We start from the raw sequence: 24,213 nt of genomic DNA on the forward strand, positions 1-24,213 counted from the left end.
GGAGCCACCGATGACCACCACCGAACCGGCCGCCCTCCGGCGGACCGTGACCCCCGTCCCCTCCCCGCTCGCGATCGCCATGGTGGTGGTCCTCGGCTCGTTCATGACGGTGCTGGACACCACCATCCTCGGCGTCGCCCTGGGCGGTCTCTCGCGCCACTTCGCATCGCCCCTGGCCACCGTCCAGTGGACGGCGACCGCCTACACCCTCGCGCTCGCCGCCGTCATCCCGCTCACCGCCTGGGCGGCCGGCCGCTTCGGCACGAAGCGGCTCTACGTCCTGTCCATCGCCCTGTTCACGGCCGGTTCGGCGCTCGCCGGCCTCGCCTGGAACATCGAGACCCTGATCGCGTTCCGGGTCCTGCAGGGCCTCGGCGGCGGCATGGTGATGCCGCTCGGGATGGCCATCGTGCTGAACGCCGCCTCCGCCGAACGCAAGGGCCGGATGATGGGCCTGCTCGGCCTTCCGGTGCTGGTGGGTCCGCTGGTCGGGCCGGTGCTCGGCGGGTGGCTCGTGGACGAGGCCTCCTGGCGGTGGATCTTCTACGTCAACGTGCCGGTCGGGGTCCTCGCGGTGGCCTTGGCCTCGCGGATCCTGCCCCGCGACACCACCCGCGCGTCCCGCCCGCTCGACGTCATCGGCCTGCTGACGCTCTCCCCGGGCCTGGCGGCGCTGATCTACGGCCTGGCCACGGGCGGTGAGCGCGGCGACTTCGCCGCGCCGAACGCGCTCGTGCCCACCGTCGTCGGCGCGGTGCTGGTGGCGGCCTTCGTCGTACGGGCGCTGATGGCCCGTTCGCCCCTGCTGGACCTGCGACTCCTGCGGGTACGGGCCTTCGCGGCCGGGGTGGGCACGATGGCGCTGTTCGCGGGCGCCTACTTCGGGGCGCTGATGCTGGTGCCGATGTACTACCAGCTCGTGCGCGGCGAAAGCGCCACGGTGTCCGGGCTGTTGGGCATCCCGCAGGTACTGGCGACCGGCATCGCCCTGCAGATCGCGAGCCGGCTCACCGACCGGGTCCCGGCGGGGCGGATCGTGCCGTTCGGGGTGTCGCTGGCCGTGCTCGGCTACGCGGCCTTCACGGCCCAGATCGCCGATGCCGAGGTCCCGTACTGGCGGCTGATGGCCGCGCTGACGGTGGCCGGCGCGGGCGTCGGGATGACGATGATGCCGACCATCACCGGCGCGACCCGCGGGTTCGGCCCCGACCGGGTCCCGGCCGCGAGCACCCTGCTCAACATCAACTCCCAGATCTCCGGGTCGATCGGCATGGCGCTGTTCTCGGTGCTGCTGACCACGGCCGCGGCCGGCGGCGGGGGCCTGGCCGTCGCCCGCGGCGCCTCGGCCCCCGCGCTCGCCGGCGCCTTCCAGCACACCTACCTGTGGGTGGTCGTCGCGCTGGCCGCCGCCCTGGTACCGGCGCTCCTCCAGCCCCGGCGGAACGGGTGACCGCACCTCGGTGACGGGAAGCGGGACCCCGTGTCCGGGACGCGCCGGTTCGACCGGCGGGCCCCGGGCACTCCCGCGTCAGGGCGCCTGCGCGGTGAGGAAGTCCCGCTGGTCGTCGAGGAGGCGCGGCGGAAAGAGCTTCCTCGGCGCGAACAGCGCCGTCAGCGGCAGCCGCCAGGAGGATCGCTCGACCGGGGTGCGGACCAGGGAGTGGGTGGCCCCCGGGTAGCGGCGGACCGTGAGGGTGCCCGGGGCGAGCGTCTGCCGGTACACGGTCTCGGTCTCGGCGCCGTCGACGTTCAGGTCGTCGGCGCCGGCGATCAGCAGCACCGGGACGTGCGGCATCGCCCTCAGGTCGGCGGTCGCGTCGGCCGTGTGGTTGCGGGTGATGAACGTCCAGCGCCCGGGGGACAGTCGCGGATCGGCGTCGGGGCTCGCGAGGTACTCCTCGTGGCTCGCACCGCGTCGCAGCAGCGCGCCGACCGTCTCCCTGCGGCGCAGGGCGGCCGCGACGCGCTCGGGGCCGGCTCCCGAGTCGCGCAGTTCCGCGCGCAGGTTGTACTCCCCCTGGCGCTCCCAGTTCACGGCGGTGCCGACGGCGATCACGAAGCGGATCCCGGGCGCGGGGGCCCGTGCGGCCACCTTGGGCAGCACCCAGCCGGCCTGGCTCGCGCCCCAGAGTCCGATGCGGGTCCGGTCGATCTCGGGCCGCCGGCTCGCCCAGGCGAGGGCGTCGAGGCTCTCGCGGGCCCGGTCGTCCATGGTCTGGTCGAGCCATTCGGCGGGCTTGTCGAGGGAGAGCGAGGCGTAGCCGGCGCGGGCGAAGGCCTCCCAGTAGGGCCGGTAGAAGCCGTCGTGCGTGGCGTCGACCTCGCCGTCTCCGTGCACGAACACGACCAGGGGGAAGGGCCCCCGACCGGTGGTGGGGGTGGCGAGCACCCCGGACAGTTCGTGTCCCGCGGCGGGGACGGTGACCTGTTGTTCGCGCAGGTCGTAGTCGTTCTGCCAGACGACGACCCCGGCCAGGAGGAGCGCGCCGGCGAGGGCGAGGAGGAGGAGATCGCGGATGGTGCGTCGTGTGGTGCGTCGTGTGCGGGACATGCCGGTACCCCCGTTGACGTCCGCGTCGCTCGGGAAGAGGACGCGGAAACCGTGGAACGATCGAAACTGAAACGATCGTAACCATCATGAACGTATTATGCTTGTGCGTATGACGACGACATTGCTGCGCGGACTGCCCGAGGGCGCCGAGGAACGGGTGGCCGAGCTCTACTGGGAGGCCTTCGGCCACAAACTGGGCGCCGCCCTCGGACCCGCCGGACCGGGACGCCGGTTCATCGCCGACCACCTGCACGCGGACCGGGCCCTGACCGTGTCGGACGAGGACGGACGGGTCCTGGGCGTCGCCGGGTACCAACTCGCCGGGCGCGGCCTCGTCGGCGGTGACACGGCCGCGATCAGGACCGCGTACGGGCAGGTCAAAGGCCTGTACCGGGTGTTCCTGCTGGCGCTCTTGGAACGCACCCCGGCCCGGGGCGAGCTGGTCATGGACGGCATCGCCGTGGACCCCGCCCGGCGGGGCGAGGGCATCGGCGCCCTGCTGCTGGACGGCGTCGAGGAGGTCGCCGCGGAACGGGGTTGCCGGCGGATCCGGCTGGACGTGGTCGAGGAGAACCCGCGGGCGCGGGCCCTGTACGAGCGGCGCGGTTTCCGTGCCGTGCGGGTGCGGCGGACGCCGTGGCTGCGGGACGTCCTGGGCTTCGGGGCCGTCACGACGATGCACAAGGAGGTGACGGCCCGATGATCCCCACGCGGCTGGTGGTGCACGCGCTGGTGCGCGAGGACGGCACCGTCGACGGCGGCGAGCTGTACGAGGTCGCCGGCGCGCTCGGCATGAGCGACCAGCAGGTCCGCCTGTGCGTGAAGCGGCTGGCGGCGGAGGGCCGCTTCGAGGTCGAGGGACGGGGACGCCGGGCCGTGCTGCGCGTGGTGGGGCCGGGCGGCGGGCTGCCGGCGGTCCCGGAGGTGGAGTACGTCCGGCACGCCTACCGGCAGGACCGGGGCCTGGAGCCCTGGGACGGGGTCTGGCACGTCTTCGCCTTCGCCGTGCCCGAGTCCGCGCGGGCCGCCCGGGACGCCCTGCGGGACGCCCTGACGGTCCTGGGAGCCGCGCCGCTCCAGGGCGGGCTGTACGTGAGCCCGCACCCGATCGGGCCGTACGTCCGCGCCCGGGCCGCCGAGCTGGGGGTGGGAGCCGGGCTGACCTGCCTCGGCACCCGGGACCTGGAGATCGGCGGGACGGACGACCCCCGGGCCCTGGCGGCCCGCCTGTGGCCGTTGACGGAGATCGCGCAGCGGTACGAGGCGCTGCGCGAGCTGGCCTCACGCCCCGAACCGGGGCACCCCGGGCCGGGGCCTTCCGGACCGGGGACTTCCGGGCCGGCAGCCTCCGGGCCGGCGGCCTCCCACCCGCTGGCGCGCGCGGTGGAGCTGGCCGCCGCCTTCTCCGACGCGATGCTCCCGGACCCGCTGCTGCCGCCCGAGCTGCTGCCCCGCCCTTGGCCCGGCGCGGCGGCCCGCACGGCCGCCGCCTCCGCCTGGGCCCGCCTGCACGCCGCCGCCCCGTCCCCGGGTCCCCGCCTCTTCCGGCTGTACGCGCAAGCTCTGGGCGCACAGGCCCCGGGCGCGGAGGCCCCGGGCGCGGAGGTCCCGGGCGCGGAGGTCCCGGGCGCGGAGGTCCCGGGCGCGGAGGCGGACGAGCCGCGCCATACGCCCGGGTAGGTCATGATGTGAGGGGGTATATCCCTCTAGACCGCGCGACGACGGCCCCACCCCCGGGACCGGCCGCCCGAGGAGCGCAGAGCGATGGAACACACCGACCTCACCGATGTCTCGACCCACGAGGCCAGGACCGTCTCGGTGGCCCTGTTCCGCAGGCTCGCGGGCCTGGAGGAGGGAACCGAGGAGTACTCGCGCACGCGCAACACCCTCGTCGAACTCAACCTCAGCCTGGTCCGGTACGCCGCCCGCCGGTTCCGCAACCGCAGCGAGCCGATGGAGGACATCGTCCAGGTCGGCACCATCGGTCTCATCAAGGCCATCAACCGCTTCGACCCGGACCGCGGCGTCGAGTTCACCTCGTTCGCGATGCCCACCATCACCGGGGAGATCAAGCGGTTCTTCCGGGACACCAGTTGGGCCGTCAAGGTCCCCCGCCGGCTCCAGGAACTGCGCATCGACACCGCCAAGGCGCACGACGCGCTGGAACAGGGTCTCGGCCGCGAGCCCACCGACGCCGAACTGTCCGAGCGGCTGCACGTCACGCCCGAGGAACTCGCGGAGGGGCGGAAGGCCGCGTGCGCCTACTCGGCGCGCTCGCTGGACGCCCCGCCGCAGCCGCAGGAGGAGGGCGAGCGCGACCCGTACACGGCGCGGCCTTCGCTCGGCGCCGAGGAGCCGGCGTACGACCTGATCGAGTGCATGGAGTCCCTGGTGCCGATGCTGGCCGGGCTGCCCGAGCGGGAGCGGAGCCTGCTGGAGCTGCGCTTCGGGGAGGAACTGACCCAGGCGGAGATCGGGGAACGGCTCGGGCTGTCCCAGATGCACGTGTCCCGGCTGTTGAACCGGACCCTGACTCGGCTGCGGACCGGGCTCCTCACGGACACGGAGCCTGCCGATCCGGCTCCGGAGCCGGGGTCGCGGCGGTCCCCGGACCCGGCACCTCCAGCCAGACCGTCTTGCCGGTCCCCGCGCCGCCCGACGGCTGCGCCCCCCAGCTCCGGGCGAGCCGCTCCAGTACGACGAGACCGTGTCCTCCCGGCCGGCCACGATCTCCCGACGTCCGCCGCCGCGGAGGCTCGGGGTTGTCGTCGCTGACCTCGACGCGCAGTCGTCCGGGGGCCTGCCGCAGGACCAGTTCGCGGGGGCCGCCCGCGTGCAGGCAGGCGTTGGTCACCACTTCGGAGACGAGGAGGAGCACGTCGTCCACCGCGTCCTGGTCGCGCGTCCACTGCCAGTCGGCGAGTGCCTGCCGGGTGAAGTCCCGGCAGCGCGTGACGACCCCCGTCGTGGCACCGCCCAGGACCAGCCTCCGAGTCTGCTCGGCCACAGGGCCTCCCGTCTCCGCACCGCCCCTGCGCGGCGCACCTACCCAGGCCCGGATCGGTCAATCCCGACCTCCGGTCCGCCCGGACCTCGGAACCGCCCCCCGTGACCGCGTGCCGGATGCACACCTCACCGCATCATCTTCCGGAATCGGCCCCGCCAAGGCCCGCAGGCTCCCCCGGGGGAATTCGGGTCGCCCCGCGAGGGAGGCGCCCCGGGGTCCACATCCCGGACAACTACCCTCGGGTCATGAACGCAGAAGCCGACGCCCTCGCCGCCGTGAAAGACGCCGACCGGAAGCACGTCTTCCATTCCTGGTCGGCGCAGGAGCTCATCGACCCGCTCGCCGTCGCGGGGGCCGAGGGCTCGTACTTCTGGGACTACCAGGGCAATCGGTTCCTCGACTTCTCCAGCGCGCTCGTCTACACCAACATCGGATACCAGCACCCCCGGGTCGCCGCCGCCATCGCGGAGCAGGCCGCCACACTGTGCACCGTCGCCCCCGGCTTCGCCGTGGACGTGCGCTCCGAGGCCGCCCGGCTGATCGCCGAGCGCACCCCCGGCGACCTCGACAAGATCTTCTTCACCAACGCGGGCGCCGAGGCCGTGGAGAACGCCGTACGGATGGCCCGGCTGCACACCGGGCGGCCCAAGGTGCTGTCCGCGTACCGCTCGTACCACGGGGCCACCTCCACCGCGATCAACCTGACCGGCGACGCCCGACGCTTCGGCAACGACACCGCGACCGCCGGCGTCGTGCACTTCTGGGGCCCGTTCCTCTACCGCTCGCCCTTCCACGCGACCACCGAGGCCGAGGAGTCCGCGCGCGCCCTGCGGCACCTGGAGGACACCATCGTCTTCGAGGGCCCCCAGTCCATCGCCGCGATCATCCTGGAGACCGTCGGCGGCGCCCCCGGCGTGCTCGTGCCCCCCGCCGGCTATCTCGCGGGCGTGCGCGCGCTGTGCGACCGGTACGGCATCGTCTTCATCCTCGACGAGATCATGGTCGGCTTCGGTCGGACCGGTACCTGGTTCGCCGCCGAGCACTGGGAGGTCACCCCCGACCTGCTCTGCTTCGCCAAGGGCGTGACCAGCGGCTACGTCCCGCTCGGCGGGGTCGCCATCTCCGCCGCCATCGCGGAGACCTTCGCCCGCCGGCCCTACCCGGGCGGGCTCACGTACTCCGGGCACGTGCTGGCCTGCGCCGCCGCCGTCGCGACGATCAACGTGATGGAGGAGGAGGACACCGTCGGGCAGTCCGCCCGCACCGGCGCGGAGCTGCTGGGCCCCGGCCTGCGCGCCCTCGCCGAGCGGCACCCCGCCGTCGGCGAGGTCCGGGGCCTGGGCACCTTCTGGGCGTTGGAACTGGTCCGCGACGCCTCGACGCGCGAGCCGCTGGTGCCGTACAACGCCTCGGGCGCCGAGAACGCGCCGATGGCCGCGTTCGGGGCCGCCTGCAAGAAGGGCGGGCTGTGGCCGCTGATCGCCGGCAACCGCATCCACGTCGCCCCGGCCTGCAACATCTCCGCCGAGGACGTGGCCAAGGGCCTGGCGATCCTCGACGAGGCCCTCTCGGTCGCCGATGCGCACATGGCCTGACCAGGGCTTTCCTTCGGGGACTGTGGGGTCGCCCAATCCGTGGGTGCCGGTATTCGGATGATCCGTGCGGGGGAGATCCCCCCGCGCACATGTTGCAATCCGTAGCGCGGCACAAAGCAGTACCAAGCATGCAGTACCAAGCACCTACGGACCGGGATGCACGTCAGTCCCGGGGCGGTCCTGCGGGGCCGAACGGCGGGGAGCGACACGTCTTGAACTTCGGGCGGGCGCTGGACGCCGGGCGTACGGGATCCAGACAACCGGACTCCGTGTTCCCGAGAACCCGAAGGAAGACACCATGAGCAAGCACGTCCTGGCACAGAACCAGTACGGCAAGGCCGAGAACCGCATCGTCAAGGTCACCCGCAAGGGCAGCGACGGTTCCTGGCACGAGATCCGCGACCTCAACGTCTCCGTGGCCCTGCGCGGCGAGTTCCGCGACGTCCACCTGACCGGTGACAACGCCAACTGCCTGCCGACCGACACCACCAAGAACACCGTGTACGCCTTCGCCAAGGAACACGGCATCGACTCTCCCGAGGCCTTCGGCATCCTGCTCGCCAAGCACTTCGTCTCCTCCCAGGTGCCGATCCGCGAGGCGCAGATCCGCATCGAGGAGTTCGTGTGGGAGCGGATCCCGGTCCCCACGCGCAAGGAGCAGCACTCCTTCGTCCTCAAGGGCCAGGAAGTGCGCACCGCTCAGGTCACGTTCAGCGAGACGACGGGCCTCCAGGTCATCTCGGGCCTGAAGGACCTGACGGTGATGAACTCGACGAACTCCGAGTTCCACGGCTACATCAAGGACAGGTACACGACCCTCCAGGAGGCGTACGACCGCATCCTGGCGACCAAGGTGACCTCGCGGTGGGCGCACTCCACCCTGGCCGCCGAGGACAGCGCGTACGACTGGGACCAGTCCTACAAGAAGGTGCGCAAGCACCTGCTGGAAGCCTTCGCGGAGACCTACTCGTACTCGCTCCAGCAGACCCTGAACCAGATGGCCGAGCGGGTGCTGGACAACTGCCCCAAGGTCAACGAGGTCCGGCTGAACCTGCCCAACAAGCACCACTTCCTGGTCGACCTGGAGCCCTTCGGCCTCAAGAACGACAACGAGGTCTACTTCGCGGCGGACCGGATGTACGGCCTGATCGAGGGCACCATCCACCGTGACGGCGTGCGGCCCGTGATCGCCACCAGCGACTGGATCGTGGCGTAACGCCGCGGACACCACCCGTCAGTTCGGCCCGGACCGCGTCGCGGGGTCCGGGCCGTTCGCGTTCCTCAGTCGTTCTCCGGGCCGCCGGCGCCGATCCGGCGGGCCTCGTCGGCGGCCTCCGGGTCGGGGCGTCCCAGGAGCAGGTTCCACCGACCGGCGCGCCCGGTGAGGGTGGTGACCGTGTCGGGCCGGGCGTCGAGCCGCCAGAACACCGGGGCCGGCAGGTCCAGCGCGTGCACCACGGCCGCCCGTACGACGGCCTGCTCGACCACCACCCGGTGCGTTCCGCGCGCCAGTTCGGCCAGGTGCGCGCCGACCCGGGCGATCAGCGCGGCCACCGACTCGCCGCCGGGAGGCGTGTACCCGGGGTCGGTCAGCCACGCCCCCACGGCCGCCGGGTCCTCCGCCGCGACCTCCTCCAGCGCCCGTCCCGCCCAGGCCCCGACGGCGAGGCCGCGCAGGCCCTCGTGGCCCGGTACGGGGTCCCCGGACCCGAACCTGGCGGGGCGGCCGTCGGAGTCCGACGGCGGTGTGAACAGGTGGACGCGTACGACGGATCGCGGCGGCGCGGAACGCACAGAGGGCATGTGGGGAAGCGTAAAGCGCTCGACCGGGGCGTGAGACGGCGCCCACACGCCGTGGTGTTCAAGCCGGACGCGCGGTACGGTCTCGGACGACATGACGACGGTATGACGGAAGCACCGGTGAGAATCCGGCACGGTCGCGCCACTGTGAAACCTCCCGCAGGAGTACGGGGAGGGAAGTCAGACCCGCCACCTTCGTCAAGAGCACCACTGACCGGGACGCGTGTTCCCCCTGGAGGTTCTGCCATGGCTCAGTCCGCCGTGCCCACGACGGCTCCCGCCGCCGTCACCCCGATTTCCCTCTCCGCGCTGGCCCCCTGGGCCGTCTTCGCCGGCGTCCTCATGCTGGTCCTGCTGTACCTCGTCGGCGCCGAACAGGGCGCCACCGCGATCTTCGAGGGCGACACCATCCACGAGTGGATGCACGACGGCCGCCACCTGCTCGGCTTCCCCTGCCACTGATCCCCGCACCGCTCAGCAAGGGAACCCGAACATGAACCCCATCTCCCCCAGAGTGCTGCTCGTGCGGGGCATGCTCGCCGGCCTGCTGGCCGGCGTGGCCGCCTTCCTCGTCGCCTACCTCCTCGGCGAGTCCAAGGTGGACGCCGCCATCGCCATCGAGGAGGCCGGCGCGCACGAGCACGGCGACGAGGGCGCCCCCGTCAGCCGGGCCCTGCAGGCAACCGCGGGCCTCGGCACCGGCACCCTCCTGTACGGCGTCGCCATCGGCGGCATCGCGGCGCTCGTCTTCTGCTACGCCCTGGGCCGCGTCGGTCGCTTCGGCCCGCGGGCCACGGCCCTGCTGGTCTCCGGCGGGCTCTTCCTCACCGTCAACCTGGTGCCGTTCGTCAAGTACCCCTCCAACCCCCCGGCCGTCGGCGACCCCGAGACGGTCACCCAACGAACCACCCTCTTCGTGCTGATGATCGCGTTGAGCGTGCTGCTGGCGGTGGGTGCGCTGATCCTCGGCCGGCGCCTCGCACCGAGGCTCGGCAACTGGAACGCGTCGATCGTCGCCGCGTTCGCCTTCCTCGTGGCCATCGGCCTGTCCTACGCGCTGCTGCCCGGCATCAACGAGGTACCGGACGGCTTCCCGGCCGCGCTGGTCTGGCAGTTCCGGCTCGCCACCCTGGCCCTGCAAGCCGTCACGTGGGCGACTTTCGGCCTCGCCTTCGGATATCTAGCCGAACGCGCCCTTGTCCCCGCGACCCCGGCCCAGGAGGCTGTGCCGACGAGTTGACGATGAGGGGGCCGGTCGCACATGCCGACGGCGATCAGGGAGTGGCGGGGCTGGACGGGCGCCGCCCCGTTCTGGCTGAACTCCCTCCTGCTGCTCCTGGCCCCCTTCACCGCCGTCACCCTGCTCGCCCAGATCGGTGTCATCACCGCCCTCGCCGCCCTCGGCGGCCTGGTCCGTCAGCTCTGGTACGGCGACCACGGCCATCCGGCCGTCCACCTCTGCGCCGCCTTCATGGGCGCGACGGCCGTCGTCCTGGTCGTCGCCTGAGGCGCTCCCCGTCCGAGGCGCCAGTCACGGCGTCGCGCTCCGCCTCACCCTTTCGGGCGCGGGCCGCGCACGGACCGAAGCACGACCGGCGCACCGTCCGCGAGCTGCGAAGACGCACGCGCAGCCGGGTGACATGTGAGTGACTCGCCGTCAGCGTGGGATGACTCCCGATGTGCGGGCGGGCCGAGAGCGGTCCACTGCTCACAGGACCCGGCCGTCCGAGCCGGACCAGGAGGGAACTGCCCATGCCCCGCGCCCAGTGGATCGTCGCAGTGGTGACGGTCACTCTGCTGTGTACCGGCGTAGGGATGTTGAGGAGCAGCGACGGCGCCCCGCCCGCCGCCGGCACGGTCGCCGACTCCCTGCCCTCCCGGGCCCTGGGCCTGTCCGGGCATCGACGGCTCGTACGCGAACTGGAGCAGTCGGGCGGGCACTCCGGTGCGCACGCCCCCGGCAAGGGGGCCCGGTCGGTACGGGGCGGTCTGCCCGGCTCCGTCACACCGATGCGGGCCGCGCCGCCCGTGCGGCTGCTGATCCCGGCGCTGGGGCTGGACCTTCCGCTGAGCGCCGACCCCCAGGACGACGACGCCGTCCGCTGGGACGCCGACGGCCCGGCCCCGGGCGCGGCCGGCACCGCCGTCGTCACGGGGAACGGGCTGCGCCTGGGCGAGCTGCGCCGGGGGCTGACCATCGAGATCGCCCGCGCGGACCACCGTACGGCCGTGTTCACCGTGGACCGGGTCTCGCCGGCCCGCGTTCCGGGCCCCTCGGGGCGGCCCGGCGAACGGGCCGGCGAACGGGCGGGGCAGGAGACCGGCGGGCCGTCGGAGCAGCGTACGGGTGAGCGGTCCGGGCGCCGCGCCCAACTGCGGCTGATCAGCGGGGAGACGGCCGTCGTGGCCCGGCTGACGGGGCGCCACCGCTCCCGCTGAACGCCTCGGCCGCGGGCGCGGTATCAGCCGACGGGGGTGTCTTCGTCCCCCGGTCGGGGGCTTCTCGGGCCCCGGTGGGGAGTGCTCCGGCGTGTCGGGGCACACAGCTGGGCATGAGCGGTGCTCGGTACGCGCGGACGGCCGCGGCGAAGGTCCTGACGATGGCCTGCGTCGTGCTGATGTGCGTCTTCGGGGCCGGCCCGGCCGCGGCGATGGCCGCCGATGCCCGACCTGCCACGAGCGCCCCGTCCACCCCGGCGGAGCCCTCCGAGGGCCCGTCCGACCCCGCCTCGGACCCCGAGGCGCGGGCGGCCGTGCGCGCGCTCGCGCGCGGGGTGGCGTGCGTACGACGGCCCGCGCCGCCGACGTTTCACGTGAAACACCGGGAGGCGCGGGCCTCCCGCGTGGCCTCGTACGGGACGGCCGAACCGGCCCTGTCCCGGCGGACGGTACGGAGTGTGGTCCTGCGCTGCTGAGCGGGCATAGCGGCAGCACGCACCCCCACACCCCCGAACACCGAGCACACCGTGAGGTTCCGCCATGCCCATCGACCCCTACGCCGCCCTGAACGCCATGCTGCGCGCCGAGGCCTCCCGTTTCACCCCGCCGGCCCGACGTCCGGAGAAGCCGGAGTCCGAGCCCGCCGCCCATCCCGAAGCCCCGGCCGCTCGCCCGGCCGACGCGGCCACCGCGGCCGAGTGACCCCTCCCCGGATACGGCTCGTCCCCCGGACCGGGTCCGGGGGACGAGCGGGTGCGGGCGCCGCGGTCCGTCGCGTCAGGGCTCGCGCATGTAGTAGCGGTAGAACGCGGTGACGGCGGTGGCCGCGCCGACGGCGATGCCGAGGCCGGCGGATCGGAGCACGCTGTCGCCCGTGAGGCTGTACAGGTAGCCGAGGGCCACTCCGACGAAGACCCCGTAGGCGGCGGCGTGCAGTTCCCTGGGCAGCCGGGAGCCCATCCGACCGAGGGTGAACATGATCCCCGCGAAGAGCGCGCCGCACAGGATGCCGTAGAAGACGTTGCCCGCGTCGACCGGGCCCATCTGGCGCTTGATGAAGGCCGCCCAGACCCCGTAGACGAGACCGGCCAGCAGGGCGCGGACCATGGCGCTCTTGCCGAAATGGTGCGTCCGGTCCGTCGTCGTCCCCCGGTGCCGCCGATGGACGGTGGGTGCCGCATGTGCCATGACGGGCTCCTCTCTCCACCATCCAGGGCACACCCGCCACCTCGGACCGGCAAGTGGATCAAGCAGTGTCCCCGTCGGTCCCCGGGCTCGGCCCGCTCCCCCCGCGGCGGGCCCCACCCGGTCCGCCCAGCGCGCCACCCGCTCGCAGCAACAGCGCTCGCGGGCCGCACCCCGGCGGCATTCCCTGGTGACGTGCGCACCTTCCTGTCGACGGTACTGGTCGTGCTCGTGGCCCTGCTGGTGCCCGCGAGCGCGGTCGCGTACTGGGCCGACCGCGAGCTGGGCGACGCCGACCGCTACACCGCCGCCATGGCCCCGCTCGCCGAGGACCCCGCCGTACGGGGCGTGGTCGTCACCCAGGCCACCCGCGCGCTCGCCGGCCAGATCGACGCGGGCCCCTTCCAGGGCGGGGTGGACGCCCTCCTCGGCGAGGCCCTGCAGTCCTTCTCCGGGACACCGGCCTACCGGACGGCCTGGGACGCCGCCAACCGCGCCGCGCACGCCGCGTTCCTCAAGGCGCTCACCAGTGGCGACGGGGACGCCGTCACCATCGACCTGGCGCCCGTGATCGCCCGGGTCAAGGAGGAACTGGTCGAGGACGCGGTGCCCTTCGCGGACCGGATCCCGATGACCCACGTCTCCGTCGAGGTCATGGAGTACGACGACCTGGGCGCCCTGCGGAAGGGGTTTCGCGTGCTCCAGATCGCCGGTGTGTGGCTTCCTCTCCTGACCGTGCTGCTGGCCGCGGCGGCGATCGCGGTCGCCGTCCGGCGGCGGCGGGCCGTGATCGCCACCGGACTGGGGCTGGCGGTCGGGGCGGGGTTGCTGTGGCTCGCGGTGGTGTGGTGCCGCCACCTCACCCTGGACGACCTGCCGCCCGACATCGACCGACTCGCTGCCGGGGCGGTGTACGACGCCCTCACCGCGTTCCTGCGGACCACCGCCTGGGTGGTGCCCGCCATCGGACTCGCGGCGGCGTTGGCCGCCTGGCTCACGGGCCGGGCACGCCGCACGCCATAGGCTCGGAAGGTGCGGAACCTGCCCGGAAATGGGCAGACGAGCGGGGAACGCCACAGAAGAACCGATTCGCGAGCGGCGGTACGGAAGCGGGAATGACCACCGAACGACGCACCGAGCACATACGGTCCGGGCAGTCCCGGACCCGGCAGATCCCCCTGACCCCACCCGCGTGGCTGCTCAACGGGCTACGACCGAGCAGCGCTCCCGTCCCGTGGGCCGCCGTCGCGCGCGCCGGCATCGCACTGTCCGCCCCACTGGCCGTGGGCTTCGCGCTGGACGAGCCCGAATACGGGGCCCTCGTCTCCATGGGCGCCCTGTCCGGGGTGATCGGCGACACCGCCGACGCGTACCGGATGCGCGTCCTGAACATCGCCGTACCGCAGCTCTTCGGCGCCGTCGGGGTGGCCATCGGCACGCTCGTCTTCGGGCACGGCTGGCTCGCCGTCGCCGTGCTCACCCTCATCGCCCTCGTCTCCGGAATGATCTCCTCGATCGGCACGGTCGCCTCCGTGTCCGGTCTGCTGCTCCTGCTGAACGCCGTGGTCGGCGCCGGCCTGCCGATGCCCCGGCCCTGGTGGACGGCGCCGCTGCTGCTCAGCGCCGGCGGACTGTTCGTGCTGGCGCTCACCCTGTCGGGCTGGCCGCTGCGCGGGCGACAACCCGAGCGGGTCGCCGTCGCGGCCGGGTACCGGGCCCTGGCGGACACGCTGGAGGCCGCCGGCGGGCCCGACTACGAGGAACGCCGCCGGGCGGTCACCCAGGCCCTGAACCAGGCCTACGACCTCGTCCTGGGCCGGCGGGCCCTGGTGCACGGGCGCAGCCCCTCGCTGGTGCGGATGCTGGCCCAGCTCAACGTGCTGATCCCGCTCGTCGAGGGGGCGCCCGCCGCCCACCTGCGGGGACGGCCGCTGCCGCCCGAGATCCCGGCGGCCGTACGGGAACTGGCGGCGGCCGTCGAGGAAGGCCGCACCGGGGCCCCCGTCCTGGACCTGCCCCCGCCGCACGGCCAGTCGGAGCGCGCCATCGACGCGGCCCTGCGGCACGCGGCGACCATCGTGCACCTCGCCGAGCCGCGCATGCACAACGTGGACGACCGGCTCGGCCGGCCGGCCGCGCTGGGGATCAGGGCCCGGCGGGCGGTCCGCGACATGATGTTCTCCCGGGCCTCCTGGCGGTACGGCATCCGGCTGGCCGTGTGCATCGGGCTGGCGCAGGTGCTCGTCTCGGTGATACCCGTCGAGCGCTCGTACTGGGTCGCGCTGACGGTCACGTTCGTCCTCAAGCCGGACTTCGGCTCGGTTTTCTCCCGGGCCGTCCTGCGGGCCCTGGGGACGGCCGTCGGGCTGGTCCTCGCCGCCGCCGTGCTGGCCGAGGTGCCGCGCGGCTGGTGGGACGTGCCGGTGATGGCGGTACTGGCCGCGCTGATCCCGGCGTTCTCCGCCAAGGGGTACGCCTTCCAGACCGCCGCCATCACCCCGGTGATCCTGCTGCTGTCCGACCAGCTCAACCACCAGGGCTTCGACCTGATCCGGCCCCGGCTGCTGGACAGCCTGATCGGCTGCGCCATCACGCTGGTCGCCGGTTACCTGCTCTGGCCGGAGAGCTGGCACACCCGGATCGGGGACCGGCTCGCGGACACCGTGGACGACGCCGCCCGGTACGTGGAGCGGGCGTTCGGCGCGGACCATCCCGACACCGAGGCCGGGCAGCGGGCCGCCCACACCGCACGGCTCCAGGCCCGCCGACGGATCTACCGGGACCTGTCGGGCGTACGGAGCGAGTTCCAGCGGGCGTTGACCGAGCCGCCGCCGACGGGGGCGCGGGCCGCCGCGTGGTGGCCGCTGGTGGTGGCCGTGGAGAGGATCGTCGACGCCACCACCGCCGCCCGGGTCCGGGTCAACCACGGCGCGGACGCCCCCGACCGGGACGAGGTCGAGGCCGCCGTCCGGGAACTGCGCGGACTGGCCGAGGGGGTGCGCGCGAGCCGGACCCCGGCGGCCGTACGGAGCGGCCCCGCCCCGATGGGCAAGGAGGACTCGGTGCTGGCCCCCGTCCAGCAGGAGATCGCCGCCGCCCGCGCCATCGCCGCCCCCGCCGACTGACGGCGCCGCGGACGGGTCCGTGCCCGGCCGCAGGGGCGGGGCGCGGACGCGTGCGGTGGCGGGGACGTGGTCGGGGGAGCCCCGTCCCCCGAATGGGTCCGTGCCCGGGCCGGTGGTACTCCTCCGCGAGAGCATCGCCCCATGAGGTCCCCCGTCCCGCACGGCCGGCGCCCCGGCGTCCTGGCCCTCCCCGTCCTCGCCGCCCTGCTCGCGGCCTCGGCCGGCTGCGCCGACGTGGAGGGGCTCCGGAGCGACGGCGACCTGGGCATCGTGCACGCCCCGCAGACCCTGTGGAAGAACGTCCACCCGGCGCCGCCCGCGGCCGACCAGAAGCCGGGCACCGCCACCGTGGTCCCGGGGCTGCCCAAGGCCGCGGGCCCCAGCATGAACGGGGTGAACCCGCTGGACGTCGTACGCGCCGACGTCACCGCCTCCGCCCGACAGGACGGCGGCACGGGACGGCTGGTCGACCCCCGCGCCCCGCAGCGGCTGGCGCTCTGCACACAGGCCGCGGACGGTGGACCCGACTGCCCGACGCGGCCCCCCGTCCTGCACGACGTGACGGGCAACGGCCGGGAGGAACTGATCACCGCCCTCGACCTCGACGACCGGACCAGCGAACTGCGGGTCTACACCGTCCAGGACGACGGGACGATCGCCCGGATCCTGTACCGGCGCGGAGTACTGGAGGGCGTGGAGGTCGCCGCCGAACACCTCGCGGTGCGCGAACCCACGTCGAACCCCAAGTACGTCTCCGTCTCCGACTACGTGTGGGACCCGGCGGCGAAGATCCTCAACCTGTCCCAGCTCACCCTCGACGAGTGCCCCACCGTCAAGGACGGCCCGGTCGGCTGCTCACCGAGCCGGGCCTGAGGGGACGGGTCGGATGCGGGTGACGAGCAGTCTGCGCTGGAAGATCGCCCTGACCACCACGGCGGTGTGCTGCGCGGTCGCGGCGGTGCTGGGGATCCTCGTGCACAACGTGGTCGCCGGTCAGGTCGTCGGCGAGGTCCGCAAGGACGTGAACCGGGACCTGGACGACGCAGTCAACCAGTACCAGTACGGCACCGTGCACGGCGACGTGAACGTGGTCATCGACCCGCCAGAGCTGCCGGGAGCCCTGCGCAAGCTCGTCGCGCGCGGCGAGACCGGGAGCATGGTCGGCGAGCACGACGGCGCGCCCGCCATGTGGGGCGCCGGGCCCGCCGACACGAAGGTGCTGGCCGTCTGGCTCCCCTTCGACCAGACCCGCCGGCGGTTGCGCGACCTGGACACCGCCATCCTCGCCTCCTCCGCGCTCGCCGCGGGGATCGTGGCGCTCGCCGGACTGTTCCTGGCCGACCGGATCAGCCGGCGTCTGGCGACCACCGCCGCCGTGGCCCGCCGGATCAGCGCCGGCGACCTGGACGCCCGGGTGGGGCTCCCGGCCGACCCGGACGACCCGGACGGCCCCCGAGGGACCCGCCACCACGACGAGGTACGCGACGTCGCGCACGCCCTGGACTCGATGGCCGCGTCGCTCCAGGAACGGCTGGAAGCCGAGAAACGGTTCACGGCCGACGTCGCGCACGAACTGCGCACCCCGTTGACGGGTTCGCTCGCCGCCGCGGCGCTGCTGCCCGAGGGCCGCCCCAAGGAAATGATCAACGACCGGCTCCGGGCCCTGCACCTGCTCACCGAGGACCTGCTGGAGATCTCCCGACTGGACGCGGGCGTGGAGCGGGCCGAGCTGTCCCAGGTGGAACTGGGCCGGGCCGTACAGCGGGCCGCCGCGGGAACCCGACTGCCCGTGACGGTCCGGGTGGTCCGGGACGCGGTGGTGCTCACCGACCGGCGCCGCCTCGATCGGATCCTGGCCAACCTACTGGTCAACGCCGACAAGCACGGGAAGCCGCCGATCGAGGTGTCCGTCGAGGGCCCGGTCGTGGTGATCCGCGACCACGGCGGCGGTTACCCACCCGAACTGATCGAGCAGGGCCCGCAGCGCTTCCGCACGGGCGATCCTGGACGGGGCCGGGGGCACGGTCTGGGCCTGACGATCGCGGCGGGTCAGGCCGCGGTGCTGGAGGTGGAGCTGACCTTCGCCAACGCCCCCGGCGGGGGTGCGCAAACCACCCTGCGACTGCCCGTCGGGCGTCTGGTCGCGGACAGTTGAACGGAACGAGGGCATGTTTCACGTGAAACACCGGACGGTGGGGGCTGTTTCACGTGAAACATCCCCCACCGCCACCGGAATCGATCAACTGGATTGACCCACCCGGTCGGTTCAGACGCCGATGTTCTTGCCGTCCTTGCGCCAGACCGACACGACCGAGGGACGGACGATCTTGCCGGGGCCGTCGGGCCACACCGACTGGGGCCTCTCGACGGACGCGCCGTCGATCTCGCCCGGGTGCTGGACGGCGACCAGGACGCGCTTGTCCTGGATCAGCGGGCCACAGGTCTCGGCACCGCGCGGCACGGTCAGGAACTGCTTCAGCTCACCGCGGCGCTCGCCGGCCGTGGCGACGCCGAACAAGCCGTCGTGCGAGCCGAGCTGGTTGCCGTCGGTGGAGATCCACAGGTTGCCGTGCGGGTCGAAGGCCACGTTGTCCGGGCAGGAGATCGGGCTGACCTTCTCCTTCGGGAAGCCCGCGAAGTAGGTGGCCGGGTCGTTGGGGTCGCCGGCGACCAGGAAGAGCCGCCAGGCGAAGCCGTCGCCCGCCGGGTCGTCGAAGTTCTCGGCGAGTTCCAGGATCTGGCCGTGCTTGTTCAGGTTGCGGGGGTTGGCCTCGTCCGCGCCCGCCTTGCCGGCCTTGCCGCGGTCGGTGTTGTTGGTCAGCGCGATGTAGACGCGGCCGGTGCGCGGGGAGGGCTCGACGTCCTCGGGACGGTCCATCTTGGTGGCGCCCACCTTGTCGGCGGCCTGCCGGGTGAAGACGTACACCTCCTCCGCGGTCATGCCCTCGACGTGCGAGACGTTGCCGGTGGCGAGTTTGATCCAGACGCCGGATCCGTCGAACTGGCCGTCCGAGGGAAGCTTGCCGGTGCCGTCGATCTCCGCGGCCGGCGCGTCACCGGTGAGCTTGGCGACGTACAGGGTGCCCTCGTCGAGGAGGGTGAGGTTGTGCTCCTTCGCGGTGCGCGAGCCGCCCTTCTTCATCCGCTTCGAGGAGACGAACTTGTAGAAGTAGTCGAAGCGCTCGTCGTCGCCCATGTAGATGACCGGTCGGCCGTCCTCGGTCAGGCGCGGCTGTGCGGCCTCGTGCTTGAAGCGGCCGAGCGCGGTGCGCTTGCGCGGGGTGGACGTCGGGTCGTACGGGTCGAGCTCGACGACCCAGCCGAAGCGGTGCGACTCGTTGGGCTCCTGCACGGTGTCGAAGCGCTTGTCGAACCGCTCCCACTTGCGCTCGGTGGCACCCGTGGTCATGCCGTAGCGCTTCAGGCGGGCGGCCTCGGTCGGGTCGGTGACCTGCCCGGCGTTGGCGAAGTACTGGTTGAAGTTCTCCTCGCCGTGGAGGGTGGTGCCCCACGGGGTGGTGCCACCGGCGCAGTTGTTGAGGGTGCCGAGCACCCTGGTGCCGGTCCGGTCCACGGAGGTCTTCAGCAGCTCCGAGCCCGCGGCGGGACCGGTCAGCCTGAACTCGCTGGTGGCGGTGAGACGACGGTTGAGCTGGTGCCGGGAGACCGCGGTCAGCTTGCCGCCGCGGTGGTCCTCCTGCACGACGACCACGGAGAGGCCGTGCGCGGCCCAGGCGATCTCGACCTGCTCGCGGGTCGGGTTGGCCGGGTCGTAGCCCTTGAACATGAGGTTCTCGTCGGTGTACTCGTGGTTGGCCACGAGCAGCTGCCGGCGCTCGTAGTCGTCGCCGAGCGGGAGAAGGCTCAGGAAGTCGTTGTTGTAGCCGAACTGACCGGCCTGCGCGGCGGCGGTCTGCTTGTCGGGGTTGAAGCCCGGGGCGCCCTTGACGATCGGCTCGCCCCAGCGGATGACCACGTTCTGCTCGTAGCCCTCGGGGACGGTGACCTTGTCGTCGGTGTTCGGCGCGACGGCCTTGAAACGCAGACCGCGGGCGGCGTCACCGGTACCCGCCGCACCGGAGCCGCGGGAATCGACGGACGGCGAGGCGTTGGCGGACGAGCCGTTGCCGCCCAGGGTGACGGCGGTGCCGGCGGCGGTGGCCACCGTGACGACGGCGGCGGACCGGAGCATCGAGCGGCGGGAGTAGGCACGGGCGATCACATCGCCGACGTACTCGTTGTCGCTGGTGTTCGGCACCTCGTGGAAGCAGGCGTCGCCACAGCGGTAGCGGCAGGTGAGAGCGGAACGGCCGCTCCCATGCGGGTTGCCGAGAAGCGGCAGGAGCTTGCGCACGAGGTGTCCTCCGAGGGTGCACGGCGCCGACAACATGTCGGAACGAACAGCCGTGACGCTAAGCGGAGGTTGCGCCGACGCGGCGGCGCGGGGATGAACGGTCGGTGAACCCGGCACGGCGGAGGGGTAGTTCCCCACGGGGTCCGGTTGTCTGCGAGGGTTGCGCCACGAAAGGCGCCCCTGCCGAAGTTCCAGCCAAGGGGCCGATAACCTTACGTGTCCACTCTGGGCAGGGATCTACCGCGCAGCACGGACAAATGACGCACGCACTCATGCGAAAGGCCTGGCCCATGGGTATTCGGAGCTTGTTGCGCAAGGTGTTCGGACGGTCTACCGAACCGGTTCCGGAGACGTCGGACGCCCCATCGGCGGCCGTCCCGAGCCAGACGGAACGTACGACCACGCCCCTGGACTCGGCGGCCGAACTGGTCGCGGCGTCCTTCGACAACCCCACTGTCCCCCCGCAGTCCGCTCCGCGGGACCGCGAAGCCGGCGCGGTGATGACGGCGCCGGCCGTCCCGGAGGCCCGCCGCCCGGCGCCCTCGGCCGGTACCGGAAGCCCGGCGGAGCCCGCCGCCGAGCCGACGCCGGAGTCGACGCCGGCCGAGGTCGAGGCGGCGCCCGTTGCTGCCGAGGTCGAGGCGGCGCCCGGCGAAGCGGTTCAGGAGCCGGTCGCGGCCGAGCCGGTCGCGGCGGAAGCCGTAGCGACCGAACCGGCCCCGACGGAGGCACCGCCCGCCGAGGTCGAGCCCGAGGCGGTCACCCCCGTGGCCGAACCGGAGGCTGTCGAGGCCGCCCCCGTCGCGGCCGAAGCCGAACCGGAGCCGGTCGTCGCCGAGGCCGAGCCGGTCGCTGCCGAGGCCGCACCCCTGACCGAGGCCGAGCCCGTCGTGGCCGAGCCCGTCGCGGCCGAGCCCGTCGCGGCCGAGCCCGTCGTGGCCGAGCCCGTCGTGGCCGAAGCCGAGCCGGTCGCCGTCGAACCGGTCGCGGCCGAGTCGGTCGTGGTCGAGCCCGCCCCCGTGGTCGAGCCGATCGCCGTCGAACCGGTCGCGGTGAAACCGGAGCCGGTCGCCGTCGAGGCCGCCACCACGGAGCCCGTCGTCGCCGCCCCCGTGGTCGAGGCCGAGCCCGTCGCCGCCGAGGCCGCACCCGTGGTCGAAGCCGAGCCGATCCCGGTCGAGCCCGAGCCCGTCGCGGTCGAGCCGGCCGCGGTCGAGCCCGTCGCAGTCGAGCCGGTCATGGCCGAGAGCGAGCCGGAGCCCGTCGCCGCCGAGCCCGTCGTCGTGGCCGCCGGGGTCGGGGGGCCCGCCGTCGCGCTCGCCGCCGTGAAGCGGCGGGCGGCATCCGTCGCCGGGGCGTACAAGGCCGCCGGTCAGGTGCTCCGCTCCAAGGGGAAGACCGGGGCCCGCGCCAAGGTGTACCTCGTCCTGGACCGGTCCTTCTCGATGCGCGGGTTCTACAAGGACGGCAGCGCCCAGCACCTCGCGGATCACGCCCTGGCCCTCGCCGCGCACCTCGACGAAGCGGCGACCGTGCACACGGTGTTCTTCTCCACGGACGTGGACGGCACCGCCGACCTCACCCTGGACGGTCACGACGACGCCTGGGTCGAGGCCCGGCACGCCGAACTCGGCCGCATGGGTCGCACCAGCTACCACGTGGCCGTCGAGGCCGTCGTCGAGCGGTACCAGAAGGACGGGGGCGCGGGCCCGGCCCTCGTCGTCTTCCAGGTCGACGGCGCCCCCGACAACCGCCAGCCCGCCCGGCAGGCGATCGCCGCGGCCGCCGCGCACGACATCCACTGGCAGTTCGTCGGCTTCGGCGACCTCGACAGCAAGGGCTTCGACTTCGTGCGCAAGCTGGACGCCGGAAACGCCGGGTTCTTCCACGCCGGGCCCGCTCCCCGCGAGCTGACCTCGGCGGCCCTGCTCAAGGGCATCCTCGACCGCTTCTAGGTCGCCGGGTACGCGAGAAGGCCGCCGCCCCCGGTGCTCCCGGGGGCGGCGGCCTTCTGCGTACCCGGCCCGCCCGGGCCGTGGAGGGCCCCGGCGTGCCGTGCGACGCCGCGCGGGCCGCCGGGGACACGGCCCGAGCGCCCCGGGGGCCCGGAAGGCGCCGTGGCGAGCCTCAGCGGCCTCAGGGCGGTCACAGGGGACGTGGGCTCCGCAGCCGGCCCACGGAAGAGGGCGGCGCCCCCGGATACCTCCGGGGGCGCCGCCCTTTTCCGTACGAGCCGTACGAGCCGTACGAGCCGCACGAGCCGTGCAAGCCGCACGAGCCGTGCAAGCCCGCGCGGGGCGTGCCCGGCCGGTCCTACTGGTGCTGCTTGACCGACTTCTCGACGGGCTCGGTCTCCTTGGCCTCGACCGGCTTGCGCAGCGCGATGTTCAGCTCGCGCAGGCGGGACTCCTCCAGGACGGTGGGCGCGCCCATCATCAGGTCCTGCGCGTTGCCGTTGAGCGGGAAGGCGATCGTCTCGCGGATGTTCGGCTCGTCGGCGAGGAGCATCACGATGCGGTCGACGCCGGGGGCGATGCCACCGTGCGGCGGGGCGCCGAGACGGAACGCGCGGAGCATGCCGGCGAACTCGCGCTCGACGGTCTCGGCCTCGTAACCGGCGATCTCGAAGGCCTTCAGCATGACCTCGGGCTCGTGGTTGCGGATGGCGCCGGAGGACAGCTCGATGCCGTTGCAGACGATGTCGTACTGCCAGGCCAGGATGTCCAGCGGGTCCTTCTCCTCCAGGTCCTTCATGCCGCCCTGGGGCATGGAGAACGGATTGTGGGAGAAGTCGATCTTGCCGGTCTCCTCGTCCTTCTCGTACATCGGGAAGTCGACGATCCAGCAGAAGCGGAAGACGTTCTCCTCGAAGTGGCCCGCGCGCTTGGCCGCCTCGACGCGGACGCCGGACATGATCTTGGAGACCTCGTCGAACTCGCCCGCGCCGAAGAACACCGCGTGCCCGGCCGCGAGGCCCAGACGCTCGGTGAGGACCTTGACGTTCTCCTCGGTGAGGAACTTGGCGATCGGGCCGGTCAGCGCGCCGTCCTCGCCCACGCGGACCCAGGCCAGGCCCTTGGCGCCGAGCGAGATCGCGTACTCGCCCAGGCCGTCGAAGAACTTGCGGGGCTGCGCGGCGGTGTCCGGGACGGCCAGCGCGCGCACGTGCTTGCCGGCGAACGCCTTGAACTCCGAGCCCTCGAACACGTCGGTGATGTCGACGAGTTCCAGCTTGGCGCGCAGGTCGGGCTTGTCGTTGCCGTACTTCAGCATCGACTCGCGGAACGGGATCCGCGGGAAGGGGGAGGTGACCTCACGGCCGTTGCCGAACTCGGTGAACAGCTCGGTCATCAGGCGCTCGATCGGCTGGAAGACGTCCTCCTGCTCGACGAAGGACATCTCGACGTCGAGCTGGTAGAACTCGCCCGGCGAACGGTCGGCGCGGGCGTCCTCGTCGCGGAAGCACGGCGCGATCTGGAAGTACCGGTCGAAGCCGGAGATCATCAGCAGCTGCTTGAACTGCTGCGGCGCCTGCGGCAGGGCGTAGAACTTGCCCGGGTTCAGGCGGGACGGGACGACGAAGTCGCGCGCGCCCTCGGGGGAGGTCGCGGTGAGGATCGGGGTCGCCATCTCGTTGAAGCCGAGGGCCACCATCTTCGAGCGGATGGAGGCGATGACGGCCGAGCGCAGCATGATGTTGCGGTGCATGCGCTCGCGGCGCAGGTCGAGGAAGCGGTACTCCAGGCGGCGCTCCTCGTTCACCCCGTCGTCGGTGTTGATGGTGAAGGGCAGCGGGGCGGACGCGCCGAGCACCTCGACCTCGGAGACCTCGATCTCGATGTCTCCGGTGGGCAGCTCCGGGTTCACGTTGTCCGCGCCGCGGGAGAGGACCTTGCCGTCGATCCGGACGACGGTCTCCTTGGAGACGCTGCTCAGTGCCTCGTTCGCGGCGGTGCCGGGGCGGGCCACGAGCTGCGTGATGCCGTAGTGGTCACGGAGATCGATGAAGAGGATGCCGCCCAGGTCTCGACGGTTGTGCAGCCAGCCGCTCAGCCTGACGTCGGCGTTGACGTCGGAGGCTCGGAGCTCGCCGCACGTGTGGGACCTGTACCGATGCATCAGTCATCCAGTTCTTCGCGATACCAGGGTGGATTCAA

The 24,213-nt window shown here is 72.9% G+C and carries 22 protein-coding genes and 1 pseudogene; 17 read left to right on the forward strand and 6 right to left on the reverse strand.

Going from position 1 to position 24,213, the window contains the following annotated elements; translation table 11 throughout:
• The first annotated feature begins 10 nt into the window (after positions 1–10).
• On the forward strand, positions 11–1,450 hold the full coding sequence (locus ACIRO3_RS14845; RefSeq protein ID WP_404136438.1) for a DHA2 family efflux MFS transporter permease subunit: 1,440 nt from the start codon (positions 11–13) through the stop codon (positions 1,448–1,450).
• 78 nt (positions 1,451–1,528) lie between these two features.
• Here ACIRO3_RS14845 and ACIRO3_RS14850 read toward each other — a convergent pair whose 3' ends face one another.
• Positions 1,529–2,551: an alpha/beta hydrolase family protein gene (locus ACIRO3_RS14850; RefSeq protein ID WP_404136441.1), complete on the reverse strand. Its 1,023-nt coding sequence runs from the start codon at positions 2,549–2,551 to the stop codon at positions 1,529–1,531.
• Between the two features lie 109 nt (positions 2,552–2,660).
• On the opposite strand from ACIRO3_RS14850, the gene ACIRO3_RS14855 reads away from it, so the two are divergent.
• From ACIRO3_RS14855 to ACIRO3_RS14865, 3 genes and pseudogenes are all read left to right on the forward strand, one after another.
• Positions 2,661–3,254 carry a GNAT family N-acetyltransferase gene (locus tag ACIRO3_RS14855; RefSeq protein WP_404136444.1) on the forward strand — a complete coding sequence of 198 codons (594 nt, stop codon included), beginning with the start codon at positions 2,661–2,663 and terminating at the stop codon, positions 3,252–3,254.
• Positions 3,251–4,231, forward strand: coding sequence for a PaaX family transcriptional regulator C-terminal domain-containing protein (locus ACIRO3_RS14860; protein ID WP_404136447.1), 981 nt, complete (start codon positions 3,251–3,253; stop codon positions 4,229–4,231). Before ACIRO3_RS14855 ends, ACIRO3_RS14860 begins: the two co-directional genes overlap by 4 nt.
• A 123-nt stretch (positions 4,232–4,354) precedes the next feature.
• Positions 4,355–5,113: pseudogene (locus ACIRO3_RS14865) on the forward strand (SigB/SigF/SigG family RNA polymerase sigma factor); the annotation flags it as partial.
• On the opposite strand, the gene ACIRO3_RS14870 reads toward ACIRO3_RS14865, so the two are convergent.
• A complete protein-coding gene (locus ACIRO3_RS14870) occupies positions 5,106–5,558 on the reverse strand; it encodes an ATP-binding protein (protein WP_404136450.1) in 453 nt (150 codons plus the stop codon). The pseudogene ACIRO3_RS14865 and the gene ACIRO3_RS14870 sit on opposite strands and share 8 nt — an antisense overlap.
• A gap of 245 nt (positions 5,559–5,803) precedes the next feature.
• On the opposite strand from ACIRO3_RS14870, the gene ACIRO3_RS14875 reads away from it, so the two are divergent.
• A complete protein-coding gene (locus ACIRO3_RS14875; RefSeq protein ID WP_361770431.1) occupies positions 5,804–7,153 on the forward strand; it encodes an aspartate aminotransferase family protein in 1,350 nt (449 codons plus the stop codon).
• A gap of 298 nt (positions 7,154–7,451) precedes the next feature.
• Positions 7,452–8,369: a factor-independent urate hydroxylase gene (pucL, locus tag ACIRO3_RS14880; protein ID WP_361770434.1), complete on the forward strand. Its 918-nt coding sequence runs from the start codon at positions 7,452–7,454 to the stop codon at positions 8,367–8,369.
• Positions 8,370–8,434: 65 nt separating this feature from the next.
• Here pucL and ACIRO3_RS14885 read toward each other — a convergent pair whose 3' ends face one another.
• Positions 8,435–8,956: a histidine phosphatase family protein gene (locus ACIRO3_RS14885; RefSeq protein ID WP_404136454.1), complete on the reverse strand. Its 522-nt coding sequence runs from the start codon at positions 8,954–8,956 to the stop codon at positions 8,435–8,437.
• 243 nt (positions 8,957–9,199) lie between these two features.
• On the opposite strand from ACIRO3_RS14885, the gene ACIRO3_RS14890 reads away from it, so the two are divergent.
• From ACIRO3_RS14890 to ACIRO3_RS14915, 6 genes are all read left to right on the forward strand, one after another.
• Positions 9,200–9,415, forward strand: coding sequence for a CbtB-domain containing protein (locus ACIRO3_RS14890; RefSeq protein ID WP_361973549.1), 216 nt, complete (start codon positions 9,200–9,202; stop codon positions 9,413–9,415).
• A gap of 31 nt (positions 9,416–9,446) precedes the next feature.
• Positions 9,447–10,193, forward strand: coding sequence for a CbtA family protein (locus ACIRO3_RS14895; RefSeq protein ID WP_404136457.1), 747 nt, complete (start codon positions 9,447–9,449; stop codon positions 10,191–10,193).
• Positions 10,194–10,214: 21 nt separating this feature from the next.
• The gene (locus ACIRO3_RS14900) at positions 10,215–10,460 is read left to right on the forward strand and encodes a hypothetical protein (RefSeq protein WP_404136459.1); all 246 of its coding nucleotides are present in this window, start codon (positions 10,215–10,217) and stop codon (positions 10,458–10,460) included.
• A 245-nt stretch (positions 10,461–10,705) separates the two neighbouring features.
• Entirely contained in the window at positions 10,706–11,392 is a 687-nt protein-coding gene (locus tag ACIRO3_RS14905; RefSeq protein WP_404136462.1) for a hypothetical protein, read from the forward strand.
• Positions 11,393–11,505: 113 nt separating this feature from the next.
• Positions 11,506–11,868, forward strand: a complete 363-nt coding sequence (locus ACIRO3_RS14910) for a hypothetical protein (protein ID WP_404136465.1) — start codon at positions 11,506–11,508, stop codon at positions 11,866–11,868.
• 64 nt (positions 11,869–11,932) lie between these two features.
• Entirely contained in the window at positions 11,933–12,094 is a 162-nt protein-coding gene (locus ACIRO3_RS14915; RefSeq protein WP_361770452.1) for a hypothetical protein, read from the forward strand.
• A gap of 75 nt (positions 12,095–12,169) precedes the next feature.
• On the opposite strand, the gene ACIRO3_RS14920 is transcribed toward ACIRO3_RS14915, so the two are convergent.
• Positions 12,170–12,580 carry a hypothetical protein gene (locus ACIRO3_RS14920; RefSeq protein WP_404136468.1) on the reverse strand — a complete coding sequence of 137 codons (411 nt, stop codon included), beginning with the start codon at positions 12,578–12,580 and terminating at the stop codon, positions 12,170–12,172.
• Positions 12,581–12,772: 192 nt separating this feature from the next.
• Between ACIRO3_RS14920 and ACIRO3_RS14925 the strand changes: the two genes are divergently transcribed.
• From ACIRO3_RS14925 to ACIRO3_RS14940, 4 genes are all read left to right on the forward strand, one after another.
• Complete coding sequence (locus ACIRO3_RS14925; protein WP_404136471.1) at positions 12,773–13,600, forward strand: hypothetical protein; 828 nt, start codon at positions 12,773–12,775, stop codon at positions 13,598–13,600.
• A gap of 92 nt (positions 13,601–13,692) precedes the next feature.
• The gene (locus ACIRO3_RS14930; protein ID WP_404136474.1) at positions 13,693–15,702 is read left to right on the forward strand and encodes an FUSC family protein; all 2,010 of its coding nucleotides are present in this window, start codon (positions 13,693–13,695) and stop codon (positions 15,700–15,702) included.
• A 141-nt stretch (positions 15,703–15,843) separates the two neighbouring features.
• The gene (locus tag ACIRO3_RS14935; protein ID WP_404136477.1) at positions 15,844–16,575 is read left to right on the forward strand and encodes a hypothetical protein; all 732 of its coding nucleotides are present in this window, start codon (positions 15,844–15,846) and stop codon (positions 16,573–16,575) included.
• A gap of 13 nt (positions 16,576–16,588) precedes the next feature.
• Entirely contained in the window at positions 16,589–17,857 is a 1,269-nt protein-coding gene (locus tag ACIRO3_RS14940) for a HAMP domain-containing sensor histidine kinase (RefSeq protein ID WP_365997276.1), read from the forward strand.
• A 111-nt stretch (positions 17,858–17,968) separates the two neighbouring features.
• Here the strand turns inward: ACIRO3_RS14940 and ACIRO3_RS14945 are convergent, their stop codons facing one another.
• On the reverse strand, positions 17,969–20,056 hold the full coding sequence (locus ACIRO3_RS14945; RefSeq protein ID WP_404136480.1) for a PhoX family protein: 2,088 nt from the start codon (positions 20,054–20,056) through the stop codon (positions 17,969–17,971).
• A 290-nt stretch (positions 20,057–20,346) separates the two neighbouring features.
• On the opposite strand from ACIRO3_RS14945, the gene ACIRO3_RS14950 reads away from it, so the two are divergent.
• Positions 20,347–22,011 carry a VWA domain-containing protein gene (locus ACIRO3_RS14950; protein ID WP_404136483.1) on the forward strand — a complete coding sequence of 555 codons (1,665 nt, stop codon included), beginning with the start codon at positions 20,347–20,349 and terminating at the stop codon, positions 22,009–22,011.
• A 358-nt stretch (positions 22,012–22,369) separates the two neighbouring features.
• Here the strand turns inward: ACIRO3_RS14950 and aspS are convergent, their stop codons facing one another.
• Positions 22,370–24,175 (reverse strand): aspartate--tRNA ligase, encoded by a 1,806-nt coding sequence (gene aspS / locus ACIRO3_RS14955; protein WP_365997279.1) that lies wholly within the window; start codon positions 24,173–24,175, stop codon positions 22,370–22,372.
• Between the last annotated feature and the right edge of the window lie 38 nt (positions 24,176–24,213).

Source organism: Streptomyces sp. NPDC102278 (assembly GCF_044766345.1).
Taxonomy (GTDB): domain Bacteria; phylum Actinomycetota; class Actinomycetes; order Streptomycetales; family Streptomycetaceae; genus Streptomyces.